Consider the following 18,027-nt stretch of genomic DNA (forward strand, 5'->3'; position numbering starts at 1 on the left):
TATTGAGTTTGGTCACCACACTTACCTGTTACTCCCAATCTTCCGGCTTCGCGGGGATGCAATCTACAAACCGGATATTCTTCGAGTTTTCGCCTTGAACGTCCATCCACACCCGTTTGCCGGGTGTTTTGAATTCCACTTTTTCAAAAAGAACATGGCGGATATCCAGTCCGCGCAAAAGAGAATCGGTCATGGCGATGGACGCATTCCGGATCGTAATGCCTTCGGCGTCGCTTGCTTTGAATGCGGTCCGGACCCGCACATCGGCATTTTCGATGAGCAGGTTGGCAGCCGGCGATTCGGGAATGCCGGTAATGTCGATAAAGGTGCGCGCCTTTTCGATGATGATGTTCCGGGCGGTGATGTTGCGGTATGCGGGTGTCAGCTTGTCGACAGGCCGCGCGGGCAGGCGGTCTGCCAGCTCGCCTACATATTGCCGGCTGCCCAGCATATCGAATTTCACAGCATCGCCGCGCAGGATCATGCGCACGCGCTCGTACACGAGGTTATCCCCGCCTCCGGCCCGGGAGCGGCGCGTTTTGAAACGCAGGCCGGTGTCGGTATCGTCAAAAACACAGTCTTGCACATACAGGTTACGGATCATTCCGGCCGTTTCGCTGCCGCAGGTAATGCCGCCGTGGCCCTCGCGGGCGAGGCAGTAGCGGATCACCACGTTTTCCGTCGGCTTGTTCACCCGGATGCCGTCCTCGCCGCGCCCGGCCTTGATCGTGAAACAATCGTCGCCGCTGGCAAGGGTGCAGTACTCGATGAGCACATTCCTGGACGATTCAATATCGATCCCGTCGCCTCGCGGAATGCCCACCGAACGCACAGTAATGCCGCGGATAATCACATTATCACAATACACCGGCACCACGTTCCAGAATGGTGTATTTTCGAGCGTAATCCCCTCTATATAAACCTTTTTACAGTTGATCGGAGAAATGAACATCGGCGGAAAAATAAAGCCGCCGTCTTTGCCTTCGTAAACCCTTTCATGTACCGGCTTATCGGAAGGAACCACCTTTTCGATCACGTCCAGCGTCATAATGCGCTTCCTGACCGGGCCGTCAGGCGAGCCGACAAGCTTTCCTTTGCCTGTTACAGCGATATTCTCCTGGCCATTGGCATAAATCAACGCCCCGAGGGACATCAGTTCCACTCCCTCATTCCTTGTGAACACAGCCGGAAGGTAATCCTCGATTTCCGCGCTGAAATGCAGTTCCGCACCTTCGCTCAGGTGTAGGTTTACATTGTTTTTCAAACTGATACGCCCGGTTTTCCAGATACCCCGCGGAATGATCACCGTTCCGCCTTTGTTCCTGCTCACTTCATCAACCGCCGCCTGTATCGCTTTTGTGACCATGGCGCCTTCGCGGGCGCCTTTGTCAGTGATTTTTATTGTTAATGCGGGAAAAACTGGTTTTACAAACCGCGGCATCGGGAATGGGGCTTTTACCGGGGCTATTTCTGCCGGCAATTTCCCTGCACCCACGTCCTCAACCTTTGGGACGGCTCCCGCGCGGTTTGCCACGGCGGTTTGCCCGCTTGCGTTCGCCCCAGCTGCCAAGGTTACCAAAATAAAAATCCAGAATTTCAAATGCATCATCATGTCTGTTCACCATTGCCAAAATCTTCACCGGGAAGACGAAGGTTGGCTGCAACTACTCTTAAAAATGCCGCATATTATCTAACACGAAATCGTCGGGACGTGTTATATTGGCATATTAGCAAATCAATATCCATGGAAAAAAGCGACCATCGTTCGAATGTAGAGCTTGTTCAGGACAGGTATCACTACCTCGATCTGACATTTGAGCAAGCGGAACAAGTCCTTAAATATGAGGCGATCAGGGATACATTTTCACCAAAACATATACTATCCGTATGGGAAGACTGGGATTATGAACTTATTGCCTTTCAAGGACTATTGAATGAGGGACAAAGGGTCCGGTACGACGAATTGAAGGAGCGTCTTTATGCACAATACACGGAGAATTCGATCCAGCAGGACAATGAACGCGCCAGATGGCTTGATTATCATCGCGCGAAAATCGAGTACCTTAAAAATAATCTTATTCCCTCCCTTTATACGCAGCCTTCCCCTGTTTTTCCGTCTGCATTCCACGCGGATCGTGTTAAAATTGACTATCTGAAAGCATGTTACAAAACTTTCTTGCATGAGCGCCAGAAAGAAGCGCTGGTGCACCACATACGGTTCCAAAAGACTTTTGCCCCAAATGGGTTGAAGGAGGTGATGCTTACCCATTATACACAATGCCTGCTACCAGACTATTGGGCTTTCGAGAATGCAGTGGACGCGCCGACGAAATCCGTGGCGCAATTCATTAAAGATAGATTATACCGCCAGAATCCCGAGATAACGGAATTCCAATCCAAAAAACTGGAAGAGCTGAAAGAATTCGACCGCTTGAACTACGAAAAATTTTATCAGCCCGTTGAAGGCTGGTCAGTATGGTCCCGGCACCCGTTTTCGGAAGAAGACGAAAAGGCACATTGGGCGATGTCGCTCCTTCTGCTAAGCCCGGATGCATATGGTTTTGACGATATTACATAAATCACCCTGCATGCAGCCTCCTGTATTCGGCGGGGCTTTGGGAGGTGTGTTTTTTGAAATAATTACTGAAATGTGGCGCTTCGAGAAAGCCTAACCGAATGGCTATTCCCTTGACTGTCAGGCCCGGGTTTTGCAACATCACTTTGGCTTCGGCGACGGTTTTATCGGCAATCCATGCGCTTACTGATTTACCGGTTTTGCTGCTGATCACATTCGACAAATAATTGACATGTAAAAATTGCAGGTCCGCATAATCCTGAACACGCAAGGGCATTTCGACCTTCCCGTTCACAAGGTCCCTGAAATGCTGTTCGAGGTTTCTTTTAAATGTCTTTACTATCTGGGAACTGCGGTTACCTTCATAAATCGGGTTATAATCCTGGAAAAAATATTCCTTGATCTTTAAAAGCAAAGCCACCATCAGACTGCCGATGATCCTGTTTTTATAAGGTGAATTTCCACGGTATTCACTATGTATCTGCTGATAGAGCTGCTGGACGACGGCAAACTGTTCCCCTGACAAAACCCTCGGCTCGACGGTTTCGGTAAGCAGGAAAGAAAAATCGCGGTACACATCTTCGTGCACATTTTCCTTTAAATATGCTTCATTAAAAGTGATCAGACAGGTGTCGTTGATACCATACCATTCGAAAACACGGTAGTTGCCCGGATTGGTGAAATATACCGTCCCCGGCTGCACATCGAAGCTCTGGTCATCGATCGTGTATTTGCCGAATGCTTCCCGGATAAACAGAAAACTGAAATAATTGGGCCTGAAAGGCACTGACTTAAATGGGAATTCGGTAAAGGTCTGTTGCAAGAAATGGATGGTCAGACCCGACGACGCATCCAGCGGTTCGACGGGCAGGCCCATTGTTTCATACAGCTCCGGGAGGTCTTTGACAACCAGATTACGCGCCATGCGTCAAAAGTAAAGAAAACCAGTCAATAAGTTTAACATAGAATAACAGGCCAACTGGCTAGAAATGTTTGTAAAAGCCATAGAAATTATTACAAAACTAAGCTATTATTGTACCCTCGATCCCGACCCTACATCTGTCATTTCAGGACAAACCCACTTTGTTGACCCGGCTATGAAAATTGCGAGGATTACTACCCTTCTCACCTTCCTCACGGTAGCCTTACACGTATCTGGCCAGGAGGTCTCCGATTTTACCGAGCAGCATTACACCGGCGACAATGGCTTACCGCAAAACAGCGTGATGCTGCTTCGGATGGATAAAGACGGTTTCGTATGGATGACCACCCAGGGCGGGCTGGTACGGTTTGACGGGACGAAATTCGTGACCTACAACCTCAGCAATATACCGCAGCTTGCCAGTAACCGCATTATCGACCTCGGCCTCACGGGCGATAGTACCATTTACTTCAAGGATACCGGTTTTAAAGTCTTTTCTTTTGATAAAAATAACCAGCCTTTTGTGCTAAACCCGCACATCCGCAATAGGGTTGTCTTACTCCAATCGCGGAAGGATCAGTTTGATGTCTTTGCTAACCTTCTGCCACAAGACCGCCATCGAATCGAATCGCAGTTCGGGGCTTTTGCGGCACAGGTCAACTATGATCAGGTCGGAGCCCGCGGGGATGGATTCCTGCGAATCGGCGATAATGGGTTGGCTTATCTCTATGGGAAAAAGGTGATTTTTTTAAAGACATTAAAAGGCTCAATATTGTCTAATAACAGGTCTGGTATACTGAATAACCGGATCTATTTTTTCGATCAGACAGGCCGGATAGCCTGCATCGATTCGACTGGGCGGCAATATGCAGTTTCTCTTAAATTATCCGGTGGCGGTATCGGGGAACTTCACGGGCCATCACAGTTCTTTCAGCAGGGGCAACGCCTTTTCCTGCATAACTCCAATACCTTGTATGAAATTGGTGCTGCTGCTGGCGCGGGCAACATACTTGTCGGTAAGCCGATACTGAAAACGGGCGATATCGGCAACGTATTATGTTACCTGAACATCCCCGAATCGGGCATTCACATATTGGGTACGGACACGGGCGGGATGTATGTGTTTAAAAAGAAGCAGTTCAAAACCGTTCGCATTCCGGGAACGAACAACAATTTTTACAGCCAGCATTTATACGGCAACGATGGCCTTCTCACAGAGCTGGGTGCGATCCTGCCCAACGGTACCCGCTCCGGCCCGCCTTTTCCGCTTATAGGCAGGAGCGGGATACTGGTGGACAAGGCGGGTAATGTATGGCTGAACAGGGCATACAAACGCGTTGAGCAGCGCACGCCCGATTTGAAGCTCATACGGCAGTTCTATGCAGAAAAGGAAATTGCAAAGATTGCCCAAACACCCGACGGGAATATCTGGTTGAATACATTCTCCGGAAGCCTGGGCAAAATCTCCGTGGATTCGATCCACTGGCTGAATTTACCTAAGTTAGTCAAGACTTTTATCCCTGTAAACAATAACGTAATCTGGGCATCGGATGGAAAAGGCTTGTTCCAGATGGATGTTCAGAAAGCCTCGGTTCGGGAAATCCCCGAAATGGAAGGCCGGGAGGTCAGGGCGTTTTACACAGATAAAAAGAAAACACTCTGGGCGGGGACCTATGGCCAGGGGTTCTACGCGATCCGCAATGGCAAGCCTACCGCATTGCCACTCGACCGAAACGGCTATTTGCTTGTCGTGCACACTTTTCTGGAAGACAAAAAGGGCTTTATGTGGATGACCACCAACCACGGGCTTTTCAAATGCAGGACACAAGACGTGTACGATTTCCTCGACGGCAAAGCGAACAGCATTTTCTACTATTATTATGACAAAAGCAATGGCTTTGGCAACAACGAATTCAATGGCGGCTGCGATCCGTCCTCGGTCGTTTTTCCGGATGGGAAGTTCTCCTTTTCCTCGATGGACGGGCTGGTGCAGATGTATCCCGACAGTATCACCGACATCCTTCCCAACGCCCGGATCTTGATCGACAAGTTTGTCGTCGACGGCAAGGAGCAGCCATTCGCCGGCGACCTGCGGCTGGGCCCCTCCTTTAACCGCATCGAAATCACGCTGGCGTCGCCCTATTTCGGACTGCCGGAGAACCAGCTTTTGGAATACAATATCAAAGGCCTCGATGATGAATGGTACCAACTGAACGGCAGCCCGACGATCACCCTCAACCGGCCGGGTTACGGAACCTATACGCTTCAGGTAAGAAAGAAGGCAGGTTTTGGGCACGATAATGTGGGTTTGCTGACCAAGAGCTTTACGGTGGCCCCATTCTGGTACCAGACCTGGTATGCCACGCTTTTCGCGCTGTTTTTGCTCGCCTTTTCGTTTTATCTCGCGGTGAAACTACGTTATCATTATTTGACGCAACGAAGAAAACAGCTTGAAGCACAGGTCCAGGAGCGGACCAAACAGCTCGAATACAGTAAACGGCTGAAAGAGAAGATCACGCTGCTGCTCGCGCATGACTTGCAATCGCCACTGCATTTCTTAAACCTGCTGTCGGACCACGTGGCTGCGGCACTCGAAAAAGACCGTCTCGATGATGTCAGGACGGGAACTGCGGAGATCAAAAAGGCCGCTACCAATATCCATGCTTTTGTGAAAGAGATCAATCTCTGGACCAAATCGCAGCAGGATGGTTTTTTTCTCAGCAAACGGCCGTTCCCGTTCGACGGCCTGGCTAGCGAGCTGAGGGAGTTTTTTGAAGAAATGCTTCTTTTCAAAAAGAATACCCTTCACTTTGTTAACCCCGACAACCTGGAACTTTTAACAAATCGCGAGATACTAAAAGCGGTAATCCGCAACCTGATCGACAACTCCAACAAGTATACTACCGACGGGCATATCCGGGTAGAACTTGTCAGACAGGATGATAAATACCTGAAACTTTCAGTGTCGGATAACGGGCGGGGCATGTCGCCGGCCGATCTGAGCAAAATCAAGCGGCGTATCGAAAATGTACTTACAACCGAGGGAATCGAGCAAAGTGGCCGCCTCGGTTACCAGATCATCATCGATTTCGTGGCCCGCCTCGAATGTAAACTGGAAGTAGAAAGTACCGTCGGACAAGGAACATCCGTCACCATTTCCGGACTTTTACCCAGCCCACCTGACACAGCAGAAGCTATTTTGACAGATATTGCTCCGCCCAATTTCACCACATTATGAAAAAGATATTGATTGCCGACGACCATTCGCTGGTTCGCTACGGGCTTAAAGCCGCATTACTCAACCATTTCTCCGACCCGGAAATCGATGAAAGCTGGGATGGTCAATCCATTATGACCCAGTTGAAAATCAACACCTATGACCTTATACTGCTCGATCTGAACATGCCCGACACCGATACCAACACCGTGCTGCATTGGATCAGGAATTCCAGCCCCGACACCAAAGTACTGATTGTATCAATGAACAGCGAGACGATTTTTGGAAAAAGGGCGCTCCAAATGGGCGCGCATGGGTATATTGAGAAGGATGCTTCGCCTGACGAATTGATAAAGGCGGTAAATATGGTACTTGCCGGAAAGAAATACATGAGCGCCGAGCTGGCCGAGATCATTGTCAACGACACACTCAATCGGAAATCAATGAACCCGTTCGACGGGTTGACGCCCAGGGAATTTCAGGTAGCGATGTATATCGTTCAGGATTACACCATTACGCAGATCAGCGAGCTGATGCAGCTGCAATACACCTCTGTGAGTACGTTCCGGCGGCGTATATTCGACAAACTGAATATCTCCGACCGCAAGGCACTGGTACAATTGGCGGACGCTTATAAGCTCAATTAACGCTTTTCCGGTGCTTTCCGCCCCATTCGCTAAGCTGCTGGAAAATCGGCCCGAATGCCGCGGCCATTTCGGTGAGTTCGTATTCCACACGCGGCGGCACTTCGGCATAAACCGTGCGCTTGACCAGGCCGTCCTGTTCGAGCGCGCGCAATTGTAGCGTCAGCATCCGTTCCGTTATGTACGGAAACTCCTTTTTAAGCTCCCCGAACCGCATTTTCCCTTTTTCCAGTTTACTGATAATCAATATTTTCCACCTGCCGCCAATCTTATTGACCGCATACGTAAGATCGCACTCCACAATGTACTTTTCATTGCTGGTGTAGGTAGAATTCTGTTTTTTGGCTGCCATTACTTACACTTTTGTTAGTACCCCACAATTGGTTGTATAGCATCCAAAATTAAATGCTTCCAGCTAGGTTTGCAACCAGTCTTTAACACATTCGAAACACCATTATGAATTTGCATTTAAAAGGAAGTACAGCCCTGGTAACAGGCGCCAGCCAGGGTATCGGCCGCGCTATTGTGAGGGAACTGGCCAGAGAGGGCGTGACGGTATTTGCCACCGCCCGCAATGAGGAGCTTTTGAATAGCCTCCGCGAAGAAGTGGCAGAGGAGACAGGCATGGCGCTGGTTGTTTTCGCGCAGGATTTCACCGCGCCCGACGGGCCGCACCGCATCGCGCAAGCCGCATTGGCTGCATTGGGCCATGTAAATATCCTTATCAATAACGCCGGACAAAGCCGCCCTGTCGATATTACGGGCCCGGAGCAGCCATGGACCGATTCGATGGCGCTGGACTTCGACCGGCCCCGCCAACTTACTCAGGAGCTGCTGCCGCATATGGTCGAACGGCAGCAGGGGGTTATCCTGAACCTGACGAGTACTTACGAACTCCGCAGCATCAATGTATCGGCCGTAGCCAAGGCAAGTATGGCCGCGTGGTCGAAGCAACTCGCAGGGCAGGTAGGAAAATACAATGTACGCGTCAATACGCTGCAACCGGGGCTGATCGACACGGCTAACATCCGGCCGTACTTCTCAGACGAGGAGCGGAAAGCTTTTGCCGCACAGGAAATACCGCTCGGCGATTTCGGCCAGCCACAGGATATGGCAGACATGGCCGTGTTCCTTGTCTCCCCGCGGGCAGGCTACATCACCGGCTCGGCGATTGTAGTCGATGGAGGAATGCGGCATTATCCATTTTGAGGGTCTGGCTCGCCGTGCCGCACCATGCGCGGTCGATACCATTGGTACCATTTGTTTGGCTAAAAAACAGATAATGAACTAACTTTCAATTCATTATTCACCAAAATCAAAAACTATGGCAGGCGCATTGACCATTTCGCTGTTCATCCTGGTCTGGTACTGCGTGAAAGCATACCGGGAAAATCCGGAACGCCCTGATTGGAACAAGGCGATCGTTACCGCCATTCTTTGGCCGCTATCGCTGCTGATGAGACGTTACCGTTAAACATCCCCGGCCCCAAAAGCCATTCAAAGCGCCTTTTCCATGTAAATAGCGTCCGCGTGCGGATTGTTGTAATAGGCTGGTATAATCCCGAATCCAAATGACTCATACAGCCTGCGCGCGCCCGTCATGCTGGCGAGCGTATCAAGCCGGAGCGTTCCGTATCCCAGATCTTTTGCCATTGAAACAGACCGTTCCAGCAGCAAGCGCCCGAGTTGATGCCCGCGAAATTCCGGCTTGACGTACATTCGTTTCAGCTCGGCAATCCCTTGCCCCTTGTTGCGCACACCCGCGCAACCGATCGCACGAACACCCGCATACGCGAGTACCAGCGCGCCCGAAGGCGGCCCATATTGATCCTGCACAGTATCTAGCTCTTCCTCAAAGTGCTGAAAAGCGAGGTCGATAGACAACGACGCCGCGTACTCCCGGAAGAGCTTCTTTCCATCTTCGAAATGCGCTTCGCTTTGAGCGATAATCAGTTTAAACGTATCAGTCATCCCGCAAAGCTCACAAATTATTGTCAATATGAACAGATACAGATTCGGGATTAACGGCAAGAACAGATCCTACCCGATCCTGGGCAGCCACATCCCGGCTATCGCTCCAAAAACCCCGATAGCCATTAGCACGGCCACCATGAATATCAGCAGCGCGATGGCTGTTATTTCGACAGGCTTAATAGCTTTCCGCGCATAGAAATACAATTCGAGTAGCAGGAGCGACACCGGCAAGGCATAAACAAGTACCGCCAGCGCCGTAAGAAAAGGTCCGCTGAATGTCTGTGGGTCGAAACCAGCCGGGCCGCCGTTAATCACCAGCCAGCACATCAATCCAACTCTGAAAAACCATACGCCGCTTACCACCATAAACAACCGCATCGCCCATTTACGATGTTTTTCGAACTGGCCCGCACGTGCGCAACGCCACGCGAGCCATGCGAAAATGATGATGTAGACCGTCTGGATACTGATACTGACATGCTGCACGGTATCGCCGACAGCGCCGCGTGTCCATACCATAATGAAGCCGCCGGTGGCCACAATCACCGCCGTGGAGACGTAAACACGCCCAAGCCAGCGGTGAATCCGGGGAGCGGACCTCCGAAGGGATGCCAGCAGCTGTAACGGTCCGCCAACTACCAGGATAGCGGCCAGCAATACGTGCGTCCCCACAATGAGGTTTCCCTTCCAGTCCCCTTTCACATACCCATGCGGCAAAACCTCGTTCCAGCGTTCAAGCTCGCCTGAGGCTGTACTGGCGCCGTAAAATGCAATGATGTAGATACCGAATGCCCATTGGCCGATCGTGGTGACGATAAACCAAATGGTAACGGCCAGGTTGAGCAGTTTTTGAGGATATTTTGTCGTGGTGCTTGGAAGAAAGTCAATTTTCTCGGTCATGATATCGGACATTTAAGTTTGGCCAAACTTAAAGCCGGTCGTGGCCCGCGGCATTAGACATTTGTCCAATGCGGATAAGCGGTTCTATTCCTGTGTGGGAGTGTTGGACAGGCCGTCACTGCGTAACCGGCTCAAGTGCCGCTGGGTAATACCGAGATAGGAAGCGATGTATTTCAAAGGAACGTGCCGGTTGATGTTGGGATTTGCCCGAACAAACTTCGCGTAACGGGCTTCCGCGGTCAGGTTCGCCATATCGTTGATACGCTCCTTGTCCTTTTGTAAATGCTCCTGCAAAATGCGGATCGTGTAATCCTTCTGGGTGAGGCTGCTCACCGCCGTCTTTTCGGCAACATCCCGACTGATCCGCAAAAGCGCACAATCAGTGATGCAATGCAGGTTCTCATTCGAAACGGTTCGGTTCATAAAGTGAAAATAGGATGTAAAGAACCGGGGCCCGTCGTTCAGGTCTGTTGTGATCTCATTGTTATCCCCATCCAAATGGAAATTTCGCATATAGCCCGACACGATGAAGTTATGGTAACCAGGCACCTCCCCCGCTTTCTCTATCACCGTGTCTTTTGGAACAAATACCGGCCTGAATGACCTTCGTACCGACTCCCGGTCAACTTCGGGCAATGTAATGATGCGGGAAATATATTCGAAAAGCGTACTGTAATAATGATCCATGGTTATCTCAATTTGGAAAAGGCTTTACTTCCACTTTTTCAACTCCCGATCGAAGTCGCTTTTCAATAATGCAACTTATTCTATTACCAGGTCGCCGAATGTAAAATGTTTCTGCAAAATAAACCTATTCCAATGATCCACCGGCCAATCCGGGGATCGCGGATTTTATTTCAAAATTTTACACATTCTGCCTGCTTTTGCGTATCCTATATTTGAAATACAATCGTTTATGATCAAAAGGTATAATTGAGTGAATAATCGGCCTATTAAACATTAGGAAACTCATGCTGCGAAGAATATCTGAACCGCTTTTGCGAAAATACCTCATCCTCGCGCTATTGGCTGCCTTCATGAACCCGGCGCATGCCGCTCCCAAATATGTGGGTTCCGACAGCCTCGACGTCCGGTCCGCTTTTCTCCAAACAACCCGGATTATGGGTAAGATCATCGACGAATCGTCCCGGCCGGTAGTCAATGCTGCCGTACTGATCGCAGGTTCGGAGCGTGGTACAGTAACTAACCTGGCGGGCAGCTTTGAAATCGCGGACGCACCATTGAGCGGGACGCTTGTCATTAGGCACCCCGATTTTGAAATGCGTCAAATCCCTATCGTAAAGTCGGCCGGCGAGTATCTCATCTCATTGAAAACGCGGCCCCAGGCATTAGCTATGCGTATGAAAGCGCAGTCAAAAATTTTAAAGAAGGATGTGGAAGCAAACCAGGGAACCGAAAGCGGCCCTTCTATACGGCTCGACCGCTGGCCCTATTTCAGGGGCTTAACCAAATTTCTTGCCAACAACCTGAAATACCCCGAAGAAGCACTGGCATCGGGCGTTCAGGGACCAGTGCAGGTTTCTTTCCTGATCGATGATGAAGGCAATGTCAGCAGCGGCCGGATCATCAGAAGCCCCGGAATCGAACTGGACGAAGAGGCCCTTCGGCTCATACGCATCATGCCTAAATGGACGCCTGCACAGAAAGACGGAAGGCCGATCGCCGTTTGGTACACCATCAGCATTCAGTTTGACCCGGAACTGGATAAATTGCCGCTGAAAGTCAAGGAAGAAGTACCAAAGCTTTTCAGCAAGAAAATGAAACTGGAACCCTGGAAAGCGCCGGTCCTGATAAAGGATGAGTTCGAAAAGCTTTTCCGAAACCGCAAAGTTAATTTGTCGGCCCACGAGCCGCCACAGACAAAACTGTCGGTATATGGCTATGGCGTCAGTCCCGCCTCCATGTATGCCCCCCTGCGACCCAATTTCGGTCTCCGGCCCTGAGAAAAAATGCTTGATATTGCATTATATAAATAACCTTTATATATTTATGTAAACGATTTCCTGTTTGTAAAAAACAATTGTTCAACCTAACCGGAGCTTGAATGAAAACTTTTACAATCGCTTTGCTTTTAGCCATTGCAGCAGGTTCTTCCGCGCGCGCCCAGCAGAGCACCGACATGGCCATGAACCGGGACAAAATTATCCCTCAGCGTACCCGAATCGCTGTACGCGTTCTCGACAAATATACCCTGCAGCCCATTCAAGCCACGATTATGGTAGTGGGGCAGCGTCCCGAAGACCTGGTCGTCCCTATCTACGAGGACGGCATTTACCAGTTTAAAATGTCGGCCAGGGACATGGGCGTTATCTCGATCCACGCAAACGGCTATCAAACGTTTTCGGAGGTCATTGCAGCCCGTAGCCTTCGTCCAACGAAGATTTTTTATTTAACACCGATAGAAAACGGCAATTCGGGCAAAACAGCGGCCGTTGCCACGTCCGAACTGGACTTGAAGGAAGAGATCGAAACCATACTGCTCTTCACTCAAAGCGAGCCCGACTTGTTGCCGGAGAGCAATTATGAACTGGAAATCCTGGCCGATTATCTTGTCCGGAACACTGCTCCCCGGATCGAGCTTTCGGGACATACCGACGACGTGGGCGATCCCCGCAAAAACTTGCTGCTTTCTTTTGATCGCGTGGACGAGGTCAAAAAGTACCTGGTATCGAGGCGAATAGAGAATACCCGCATTCGGGGAAAAGCTTTTGGCAGCGGCCTCCCCGTAGCACCGAATGATTGCGAAGCAAACCGCAGGCTCAACCGGCGTGTCGAAATACGCATTGTCCCTTAAAATATTCTTCCCAAATTAACTTCCCAAAAAATCCATTGAAAGGTGGAGAAATGAGCACTTTTGTAGTGCATATTTGTTGTTCAGGGCAAGAGAATCCCCAAACAGCGAAATTTACCAGTATTAAAATCGAATATGAAACAAGTAAAAGCCTCCATTTCAGGCATCGAAGGATATGTACCCGACTATATTCTGACAAATGCCGAATTGGAGACACTCGTTGATACCAGCGACGAATGGATCGTGAGCAGGACCGGCATTAAGGAACGCCGCATCCTGAAAGAACCCGGACTCGGAAGCTCGCACATGGGTGCGAGAGCCGTAAAGGGCCTCCTCGAAAAGACCAACACCGATCCCGCTGAAATAGACCTCCTCATTTGCGCAACCATTACTCCCGACTTCGTTTTCCCAAGTACCGCCAACCTGATCTGCGACCAGCTGGGCATCCGCAACATCGGTAGCTTCGATGTGAATGCAGCGTGCTCGGGCTTCATTTACGGCCTCGAACTCGGTGCGCAGTTCATCGAAACCGGCAAATACAAAAAAGTTGTCGTGGTGGGTACAGATAAAATGTCGGCTGTGATGGATTATACCGACCGTCGTACGTGCATTCTTTTCGGCGATGGTGCCGGTGCCGTGCTGCTGGAACCTAATACCGAAGGCTACGGTGTGATCGATACGCTCATCCGCTCCGACGGGGAGGGTTACGACCGCCTGGTGCAACGGGGCGGAGGAAGCCGCTTCCCGGCAAGCCACGAAACTGTCGACGCCCGCTTGCATTTCCTGCACCAGGATGGCCAGCAGGTATTCAAATCGGCGGTTCGCAATATGGCCGACGTTTCAGCGGAAATGATGGAAAGAAACCAGCTTAGCCATGACGATGTCGCCTGGCTCGTCCCGCACCAGGCCAACCGCCGCATTATAGAGGCGACTGCCAACCGCATGGGCGTAGGAATGGACAAGGTAATGATGAATATCGCCCATTACGGAAATACCACCGCCGCGACGATCCCGCTTTGCCTGTGGGATTATGAAAAACAGCTCAAAAAGGGTGATAACCTGATATTTTCCGCATTCGGCGCCGGTTTCACCTGGGCTTCGGCCTATGTAAAATGGGCTTACTGACAAAAATCCGTCAGGAATTATGAAGGACCATAACTCCTGACGGACAACAACTCGAACATCGGTCCACTACGCCGACAACGCCATTCTCCCTAATATCTCGTGCGTCTCGCGGATGCGCCTGCGGGCGATGGGGATCACCTTGCCGCAGCTGAGGTGAATGTAATCGGGCCACCGCGATGCGATGTGGCGTGCGTTGATGCTGTATGATTTGTGAATGCGTAAAAAATCGCTGCTAAGTTCTTCCTGTACTTCTTTCAGACATTTCGAAACCAGGTGCTTTTCATGCCGGGTGTATACAAATGTGTAGTTACCGACGCCTTCCAGACAAGTGATATCGCTGGATTTAACGGAGAGCGCTTTCCCAAACTTGTAAACTGTGATCGTGGGGACGTTTTTGACTTCGCCGATAGCGCCCGACGGAGCGCCGCCCGACGGAGCGCCGCCCGACGGAACGCCGCCCGACGGAACGCCGCCCGACGGCATGATGGAAAGGTTTTTCATGGGTGAAAGAACAGGTTGATTTTTCATGGATTGGTTTGGCAATTGGTTATTTACTTTCATGGCTAAAATTTTGATGGATTTCATGGCTAACAGACCACTTGCATTCTGCGCGAAAGGCTGCCGCGTGTCGTTCGGAACCCGGGGCGCGTAGCCTGACTGCGATACAAATGTGGTATAAGTATAAGCCCTGGGAAACAGCGACCCGGGTGAATTGTAACTTTTACCCCATGAATACGCCAAATTGGGGGGTAAACTGAAACAGCCGTTTACGCAACCGGAAACACCTTTTGCAGGTTTAAATCACATTAGCCGCAATTTTGCGACGATTAGGCCCGGAAATACGACGTTTAACCCTACCCGGTTTCCGATTGGACCGTACCCGCTTTATTTTTGTATGAAATGAAAATGCGTGTAAATGATCCTTGAAAGTTACCTGGCAAAAATTGGCCTAAAGCAGGTGAGCCTCACCTCATCGGCACTGATACTATCCGCAGCTACATTGCTGGCCGGTCTGGGGCTTTGGCAGGAGCGCTACTTTGCAGATACCCGCCTGTTCCTCGCCGGAAGCATCGTCAATATCGGTGTAATAGGGGTTGCATACAGGATTGATGCCGCACTTTCGCCTAAGATTACCAAACTCCTGCCCGATACCAATCAGTCCATTTACCGCGTAGCGATGTGGTTCGGGGTTTATGGGGTTGTAAATGTGGCCTTTTTCTGGGTTGCATTGCCTGTGTATCAACAAATTGGCCTGACAGGCGCGGGATTCGACCTGTTCTGGGCGCTGCGCGTTAGTTTCTTCATTTTAAGCGGCTCGCTCATCGGGGCTGGGCTTAGTGAGCTGGCCTATGCGTTCAGGCAGTGGCGAACCAACCAGACCGAGGTCGAACAAATGCAGGAAAAACAGTTGCAGACCGAACTGGAAGCCGTCAAACAGCAGGTTAACCCCCATTTTCTTTTCAATTGCCTCAACTCACTTTCAGTGCTGATTGCGGATGCACCGGCAACTGCCGAAAAATTCGTCGATGAAATGTCGAAGGTTTACCGTTACCAGCTGAGTGTGAATGGCCCCGATAAAGAAAATATTCTGGTGACGCTCGATTCGGAGCTTCGTTTTGTCAAATCTTACATTTACCTGCTCGAAACACGGTTTGAAAGCGGGGTACGCATTACACTCAACGTCGGCGAGGTATTCCTTTGCGGGCAATTGGTGCCGCTGACCTTCCAGATACTGATCGACCACGCGATCCATTACAATATGGTATCCCCCACCCGCCCGCTGCATATCAGCATCGCTACGACGGAGACAGGTCAGCTGGAATTCCGGCACAACCGCCAGCCGAAGGTGATCACAATGCCGCTCGAAACACCGGGGGTCCATGTTTTGATAAACAGGTATAAATTCCTTTTCAACCGCGCAGGAGCCGTCCATTTGAAAGAAAGCGAACACGAATTTTCGATCATCCTGCCTTTGATATTCATATGACCCCTACTCTTATATATAGTGGAATCGGCCGAAAAATCTGGCTGAGCCTCTTCGGCAGGTGGATTTTCGCATTGCTGGTGCCCTGGTTTGTGCCCACGATCAGTTATCTGCTCATCGGAGACCCTTATTTGAGCAGCATTTACAACTTCACAGGCGGAACGCTGATGATCTTCCTGATGACGATCATCGCATTCGTCCCGCATGACTGGGCGGCGCGGTACATCGCTCAAAAATACCCGTCCTTCGATTCATCGGTCAAACGAAGCGCGCTTACGGCCCTTGCATTCTGGACCCTGACGTTCGCTTTCGTGACCGCTTACATGCTCTTTATCATGCATTTCAGGCCATTTGAAGCCCAGCTCGACGCCCGGATGATGCTCAACGTCTATCTATTCGAGTTTGTGGCGGTGCTTTTGCTGACAGGCCTTTATGAAATCAATTATTCATCAAATGAATGGAAAGCCCTGCAAATCAACAAGGAGGCTATCAAACGTGCCGGAATGCAGGGACAGTTGCAGAGCCTGAAAAGTCAGGTTAACCCACATTTCTTGTTCAACAGCCTGAACACGCTTTCCGCATTAATCGCCGACGAGCCTAAGCGCGCCGAGCAGTTTGTCGATGAAATGGCCAGAGTCTACCGCTACCTGCTTCAAACAAACCAGAACGAGTTGACTACGCTTTCCGCTGAAATGCACTTTGTCCGTTCCTATTACCACCTGTTGCGCACACGTTACGATACCGGCTTCGATCTCGTGATCGAGGTGAATGAGAAAGATCTTGATAAAAAAATACCCCCGCTTACGTTGCAGCTGCTGCTGGAAAACGCTGTCAAACATAACAGTATCCTGGAATCCAATCCGTTACGCGTATCAATCCGTTCAGTTGGGGAAGATTTGCTCGAAATCAGTAACAATCGCCTGAACAAATCGACGCCCGTCAGATCGACGCGCCTGGGGCTGGCCAACATTATGGCCAAATACGAGCTACTCTCCGATCGTATGCCTGTGATTGACGACAGTGGGCATTTTTTCAAAGTTACCCTGCCGCTGATCACCCTGAAAACCACAAATGCATGAATATATTAATTGTAGAGGATGAAAAACTGGCCGTGCGCAAGCTGACCAAATTACTGGAAGAAACCGCGCCGGAGTTCGAAGTGCGCGGCATTACGCCGAGCATTGCCGCCACCGTGGAATGGATCACCGAAAACCGCACGAGCGGCCAGCCGGAGCCGGACATTATTTTCCTGGATATAGAGCTCGCCGATGGTCAGAGCTTCGAGATATTCAACAGGGTCCGGATCAAAAGCACGGTGATTTTCACCACTTCCTACGACGAATATGCTTTACAGGCATTCAAAGTCAACAGCATCGACTACTTGCTGAAACCGGTTCAGCAGGAGGACCTCCAACGCGCCGTCCGTAAATATTATGACCTTACCGCCGCAGGCAAAGCGGTCCCGGCAGCATCGCCGCAGGTCAACCTGGAAGCCATTTTAAAAAGCCTGCATTTGCAATCGCCGGTGCCCGAATACCGCAAAAGGTTCCTGGTCAAACAGGGGGCGCGCCTGCTATCGATCGAGACTTCTGAAATAGCCTATTTCTATATCGACAACGGGTTGACCTTTTTCAAAAACCATCAGGGACAGAAGTTTGTAGTGGATTACAAAATGGATGAATTGGAGGAATTCCTCGACCCGGAGCGCTTTTTCCGGGTCAACCGGGCTTTGATCGTGACGCACCAGGCCGTAGTGCAAATGCAGCCCTACTATAATCACCGCCTCGCGCTCACACTGCATCCGGCGCTGGACAAGGAAACAATCGTCAGTCGCGAACGTGCCCACGATTTCAAAGTCTGGATGGGTAAATAGG

General features: G+C 50.4%; 18 protein-coding genes. 11 read left to right on the forward strand and 7 right to left on the reverse strand.

From position 1 onward, the window contains the following. Window positions 1-28 precede the first annotated feature (28 nt). Window positions 29-1,612, reverse strand: a complete 1,584-nt coding sequence (locus ACTJJJ_RS07100) for a glycoside hydrolase family 28 protein (RefSeq protein ID WP_426294294.1) — start codon at window positions 1,610-1,612, stop codon at window positions 29-31. Window positions 1,613-1,744: 132 nt separating this feature from the next. Here ACTJJJ_RS07100 and ACTJJJ_RS07105 point away from each other — a divergent pair, with 132 nt between their 5' ends. Continuing rightward, window positions 1,745-2,578 (forward strand): hypothetical protein, encoded by an 834-nt coding sequence (locus ACTJJJ_RS07105; protein WP_188929226.1) that lies wholly within the window; start codon window positions 1,745-1,747, stop codon window positions 2,576-2,578. A gap of 1 nt (window position 2,579) precedes the next feature. On the opposite strand, the gene ACTJJJ_RS07110 is transcribed toward ACTJJJ_RS07105, so the two are convergent. After that, window positions 2,580-3,500 (reverse strand): helix-turn-helix domain-containing protein, encoded by a 921-nt coding sequence (locus ACTJJJ_RS07110; protein ID WP_426294293.1) that lies wholly within the window; start codon window positions 3,498-3,500, stop codon window positions 2,580-2,582. Between the two features lie 64 nt (window positions 3,501-3,564). Here ACTJJJ_RS07110 and ACTJJJ_RS07115 point away from each other — a divergent pair, with 64 nt between their 5' ends. Continuing rightward, entirely contained in the window at window positions 3,565-6,735 is a 3,171-nt protein-coding gene (locus ACTJJJ_RS07115) for a ligand-binding sensor domain-containing protein (RefSeq protein WP_440701687.1), read from the forward strand. Next, a complete protein-coding gene (locus ACTJJJ_RS07120; protein ID WP_188929223.1) occupies window positions 6,732-7,361 on the forward strand; it encodes a response regulator in 630 nt (209 codons plus the stop codon). Before ACTJJJ_RS07115 ends, ACTJJJ_RS07120 begins: the two co-directional genes overlap by 4 nt. Here ACTJJJ_RS07120 and ACTJJJ_RS07125 read toward each other — a convergent pair. Beyond that, window positions 7,354-7,710 carry a winged helix-turn-helix transcriptional regulator gene (locus ACTJJJ_RS07125; RefSeq protein WP_426294291.1) on the reverse strand — a complete coding sequence of 119 codons (357 nt, stop codon included), beginning with the start codon at window positions 7,708-7,710 and terminating at the stop codon, window positions 7,354-7,356. The genes ACTJJJ_RS07120 and ACTJJJ_RS07125 overlap by 8 nt on opposite strands. 104 nt (window positions 7,711-7,814) lie before the next feature. On the opposite strand from ACTJJJ_RS07125, the gene ACTJJJ_RS07130 reads away from it, so the two are divergent. Beyond that, entirely contained in the window at window positions 7,815-8,567 is a 753-nt protein-coding gene (locus ACTJJJ_RS07130; protein WP_426294290.1) for an SDR family NAD(P)-dependent oxidoreductase, read from the forward strand. 115 nt (window positions 8,568-8,682) lie between these two features. Further along, a complete protein-coding gene (locus tag ACTJJJ_RS07135; protein ID WP_426294289.1) occupies window positions 8,683-8,832 on the forward strand; it encodes a hypothetical protein in 150 nt (49 codons plus the stop codon). A gap of 23 nt (window positions 8,833-8,855) precedes the next feature. Here the strand turns inward: ACTJJJ_RS07135 and ACTJJJ_RS07140 are convergent, their stop codons facing one another. The 3 genes from ACTJJJ_RS07140 to ACTJJJ_RS07150 form a co-directional block, all read right to left on the reverse strand. After that, window positions 8,856-9,329: a GNAT family N-acetyltransferase gene (locus ACTJJJ_RS07140; RefSeq protein WP_426294288.1), complete on the reverse strand. Its 474-nt coding sequence runs from the start codon at window positions 9,327-9,329 to the stop codon at window positions 8,856-8,858. Window positions 9,330-9,398: 69 nt separating this feature from the next. Then, on the reverse strand, window positions 9,399-10,232 hold the full coding sequence (locus ACTJJJ_RS07145; RefSeq protein ID WP_426294287.1) for a DUF2306 domain-containing protein: 834 nt from the start codon (window positions 10,230-10,232) through the stop codon (window positions 9,399-9,401). Between the two features lie 84 nt (window positions 10,233-10,316). Then, entirely contained in the window at window positions 10,317-10,919 is a 603-nt protein-coding gene (locus ACTJJJ_RS07150; RefSeq protein ID WP_188929211.1) for a Crp/Fnr family transcriptional regulator, read from the reverse strand. A 284-nt stretch (window positions 10,920-11,203) separates the two neighbouring features. Between ACTJJJ_RS07150 and ACTJJJ_RS07155 the strand changes: the two genes are divergently transcribed. The 3 genes from ACTJJJ_RS07155 (at window position 11,204) to ACTJJJ_RS07165 (ending at window position 14,169) form a co-directional block, all read left to right on the forward strand. Next, window positions 11,204-12,196, forward strand: a complete 993-nt coding sequence (locus tag ACTJJJ_RS07155; RefSeq protein ID WP_426294286.1) for a TonB family protein — start codon at window positions 11,204-11,206, stop codon at window positions 12,194-12,196. A gap of 101 nt (window positions 12,197-12,297) precedes the next feature. After that, window positions 12,298-13,047, forward strand: a complete 750-nt coding sequence (locus tag ACTJJJ_RS07160; protein WP_426294285.1) for an OmpA family protein — start codon at window positions 12,298-12,300, stop codon at window positions 13,045-13,047. A 132-nt stretch (window positions 13,048-13,179) separates the two neighbouring features. Then, window positions 13,180-14,169, forward strand: a complete 990-nt coding sequence (locus ACTJJJ_RS07165) for a beta-ketoacyl-ACP synthase III (protein ID WP_188929203.1) — start codon at window positions 13,180-13,182, stop codon at window positions 14,167-14,169. 66 nt (window positions 14,170-14,235) lie between these two features. On the opposite strand, the gene ACTJJJ_RS07170 is transcribed toward ACTJJJ_RS07165, so the two are convergent. Then, the gene (locus ACTJJJ_RS07170) at window positions 14,236-14,670 is read right to left on the reverse strand and encodes a LytR/AlgR family response regulator transcription factor (RefSeq protein WP_440701688.1); all 435 of its coding nucleotides are present in this window, start codon (window positions 14,668-14,670) and stop codon (window positions 14,236-14,238) included. Between the two features lie 415 nt (window positions 14,671-15,085). Here ACTJJJ_RS07170 and ACTJJJ_RS07175 point away from each other — a divergent pair, with 415 nt between their 5' ends. The 3 genes from ACTJJJ_RS07175 to ACTJJJ_RS07185 are packed head-to-tail and all read left to right on the forward strand — an operon-like array spanning window position 15,086 to window position 18,026. Then, the gene (locus tag ACTJJJ_RS07175) at window positions 15,086-16,156 is read left to right on the forward strand and encodes a sensor histidine kinase (protein ID WP_426294283.1); all 1,071 of its coding nucleotides are present in this window, start codon (window positions 15,086-15,088) and stop codon (window positions 16,154-16,156) included. Next, on the forward strand, window positions 16,153-17,232 hold the full coding sequence (locus ACTJJJ_RS07180) for a sensor histidine kinase (protein ID WP_426294282.1): 1,080 nt from the start codon (window positions 16,153-16,155) through the stop codon (window positions 17,230-17,232). The genes ACTJJJ_RS07175 and ACTJJJ_RS07180 overlap by 4 nt, the downstream gene beginning before the upstream one ends. Further along, window positions 17,229-18,026 (forward strand): LytR/AlgR family response regulator transcription factor, encoded by a 798-nt coding sequence (locus ACTJJJ_RS07185; RefSeq protein WP_188929195.1) that lies wholly within the window; start codon window positions 17,229-17,231, stop codon window positions 18,024-18,026. Before ACTJJJ_RS07180 ends, ACTJJJ_RS07185 begins: the two co-directional genes overlap by 4 nt. Window position 18,027: the final 1 nt, after the last annotated feature.

The sequence above is a fragment of the Dyadobacter sp. 22481 genome, from assembly GCF_052044875.1.
Taxonomy (GTDB): domain Bacteria; phylum Bacteroidota; class Bacteroidia; order Cytophagales; family Spirosomataceae; genus Dyadobacter; species Dyadobacter endophyticus.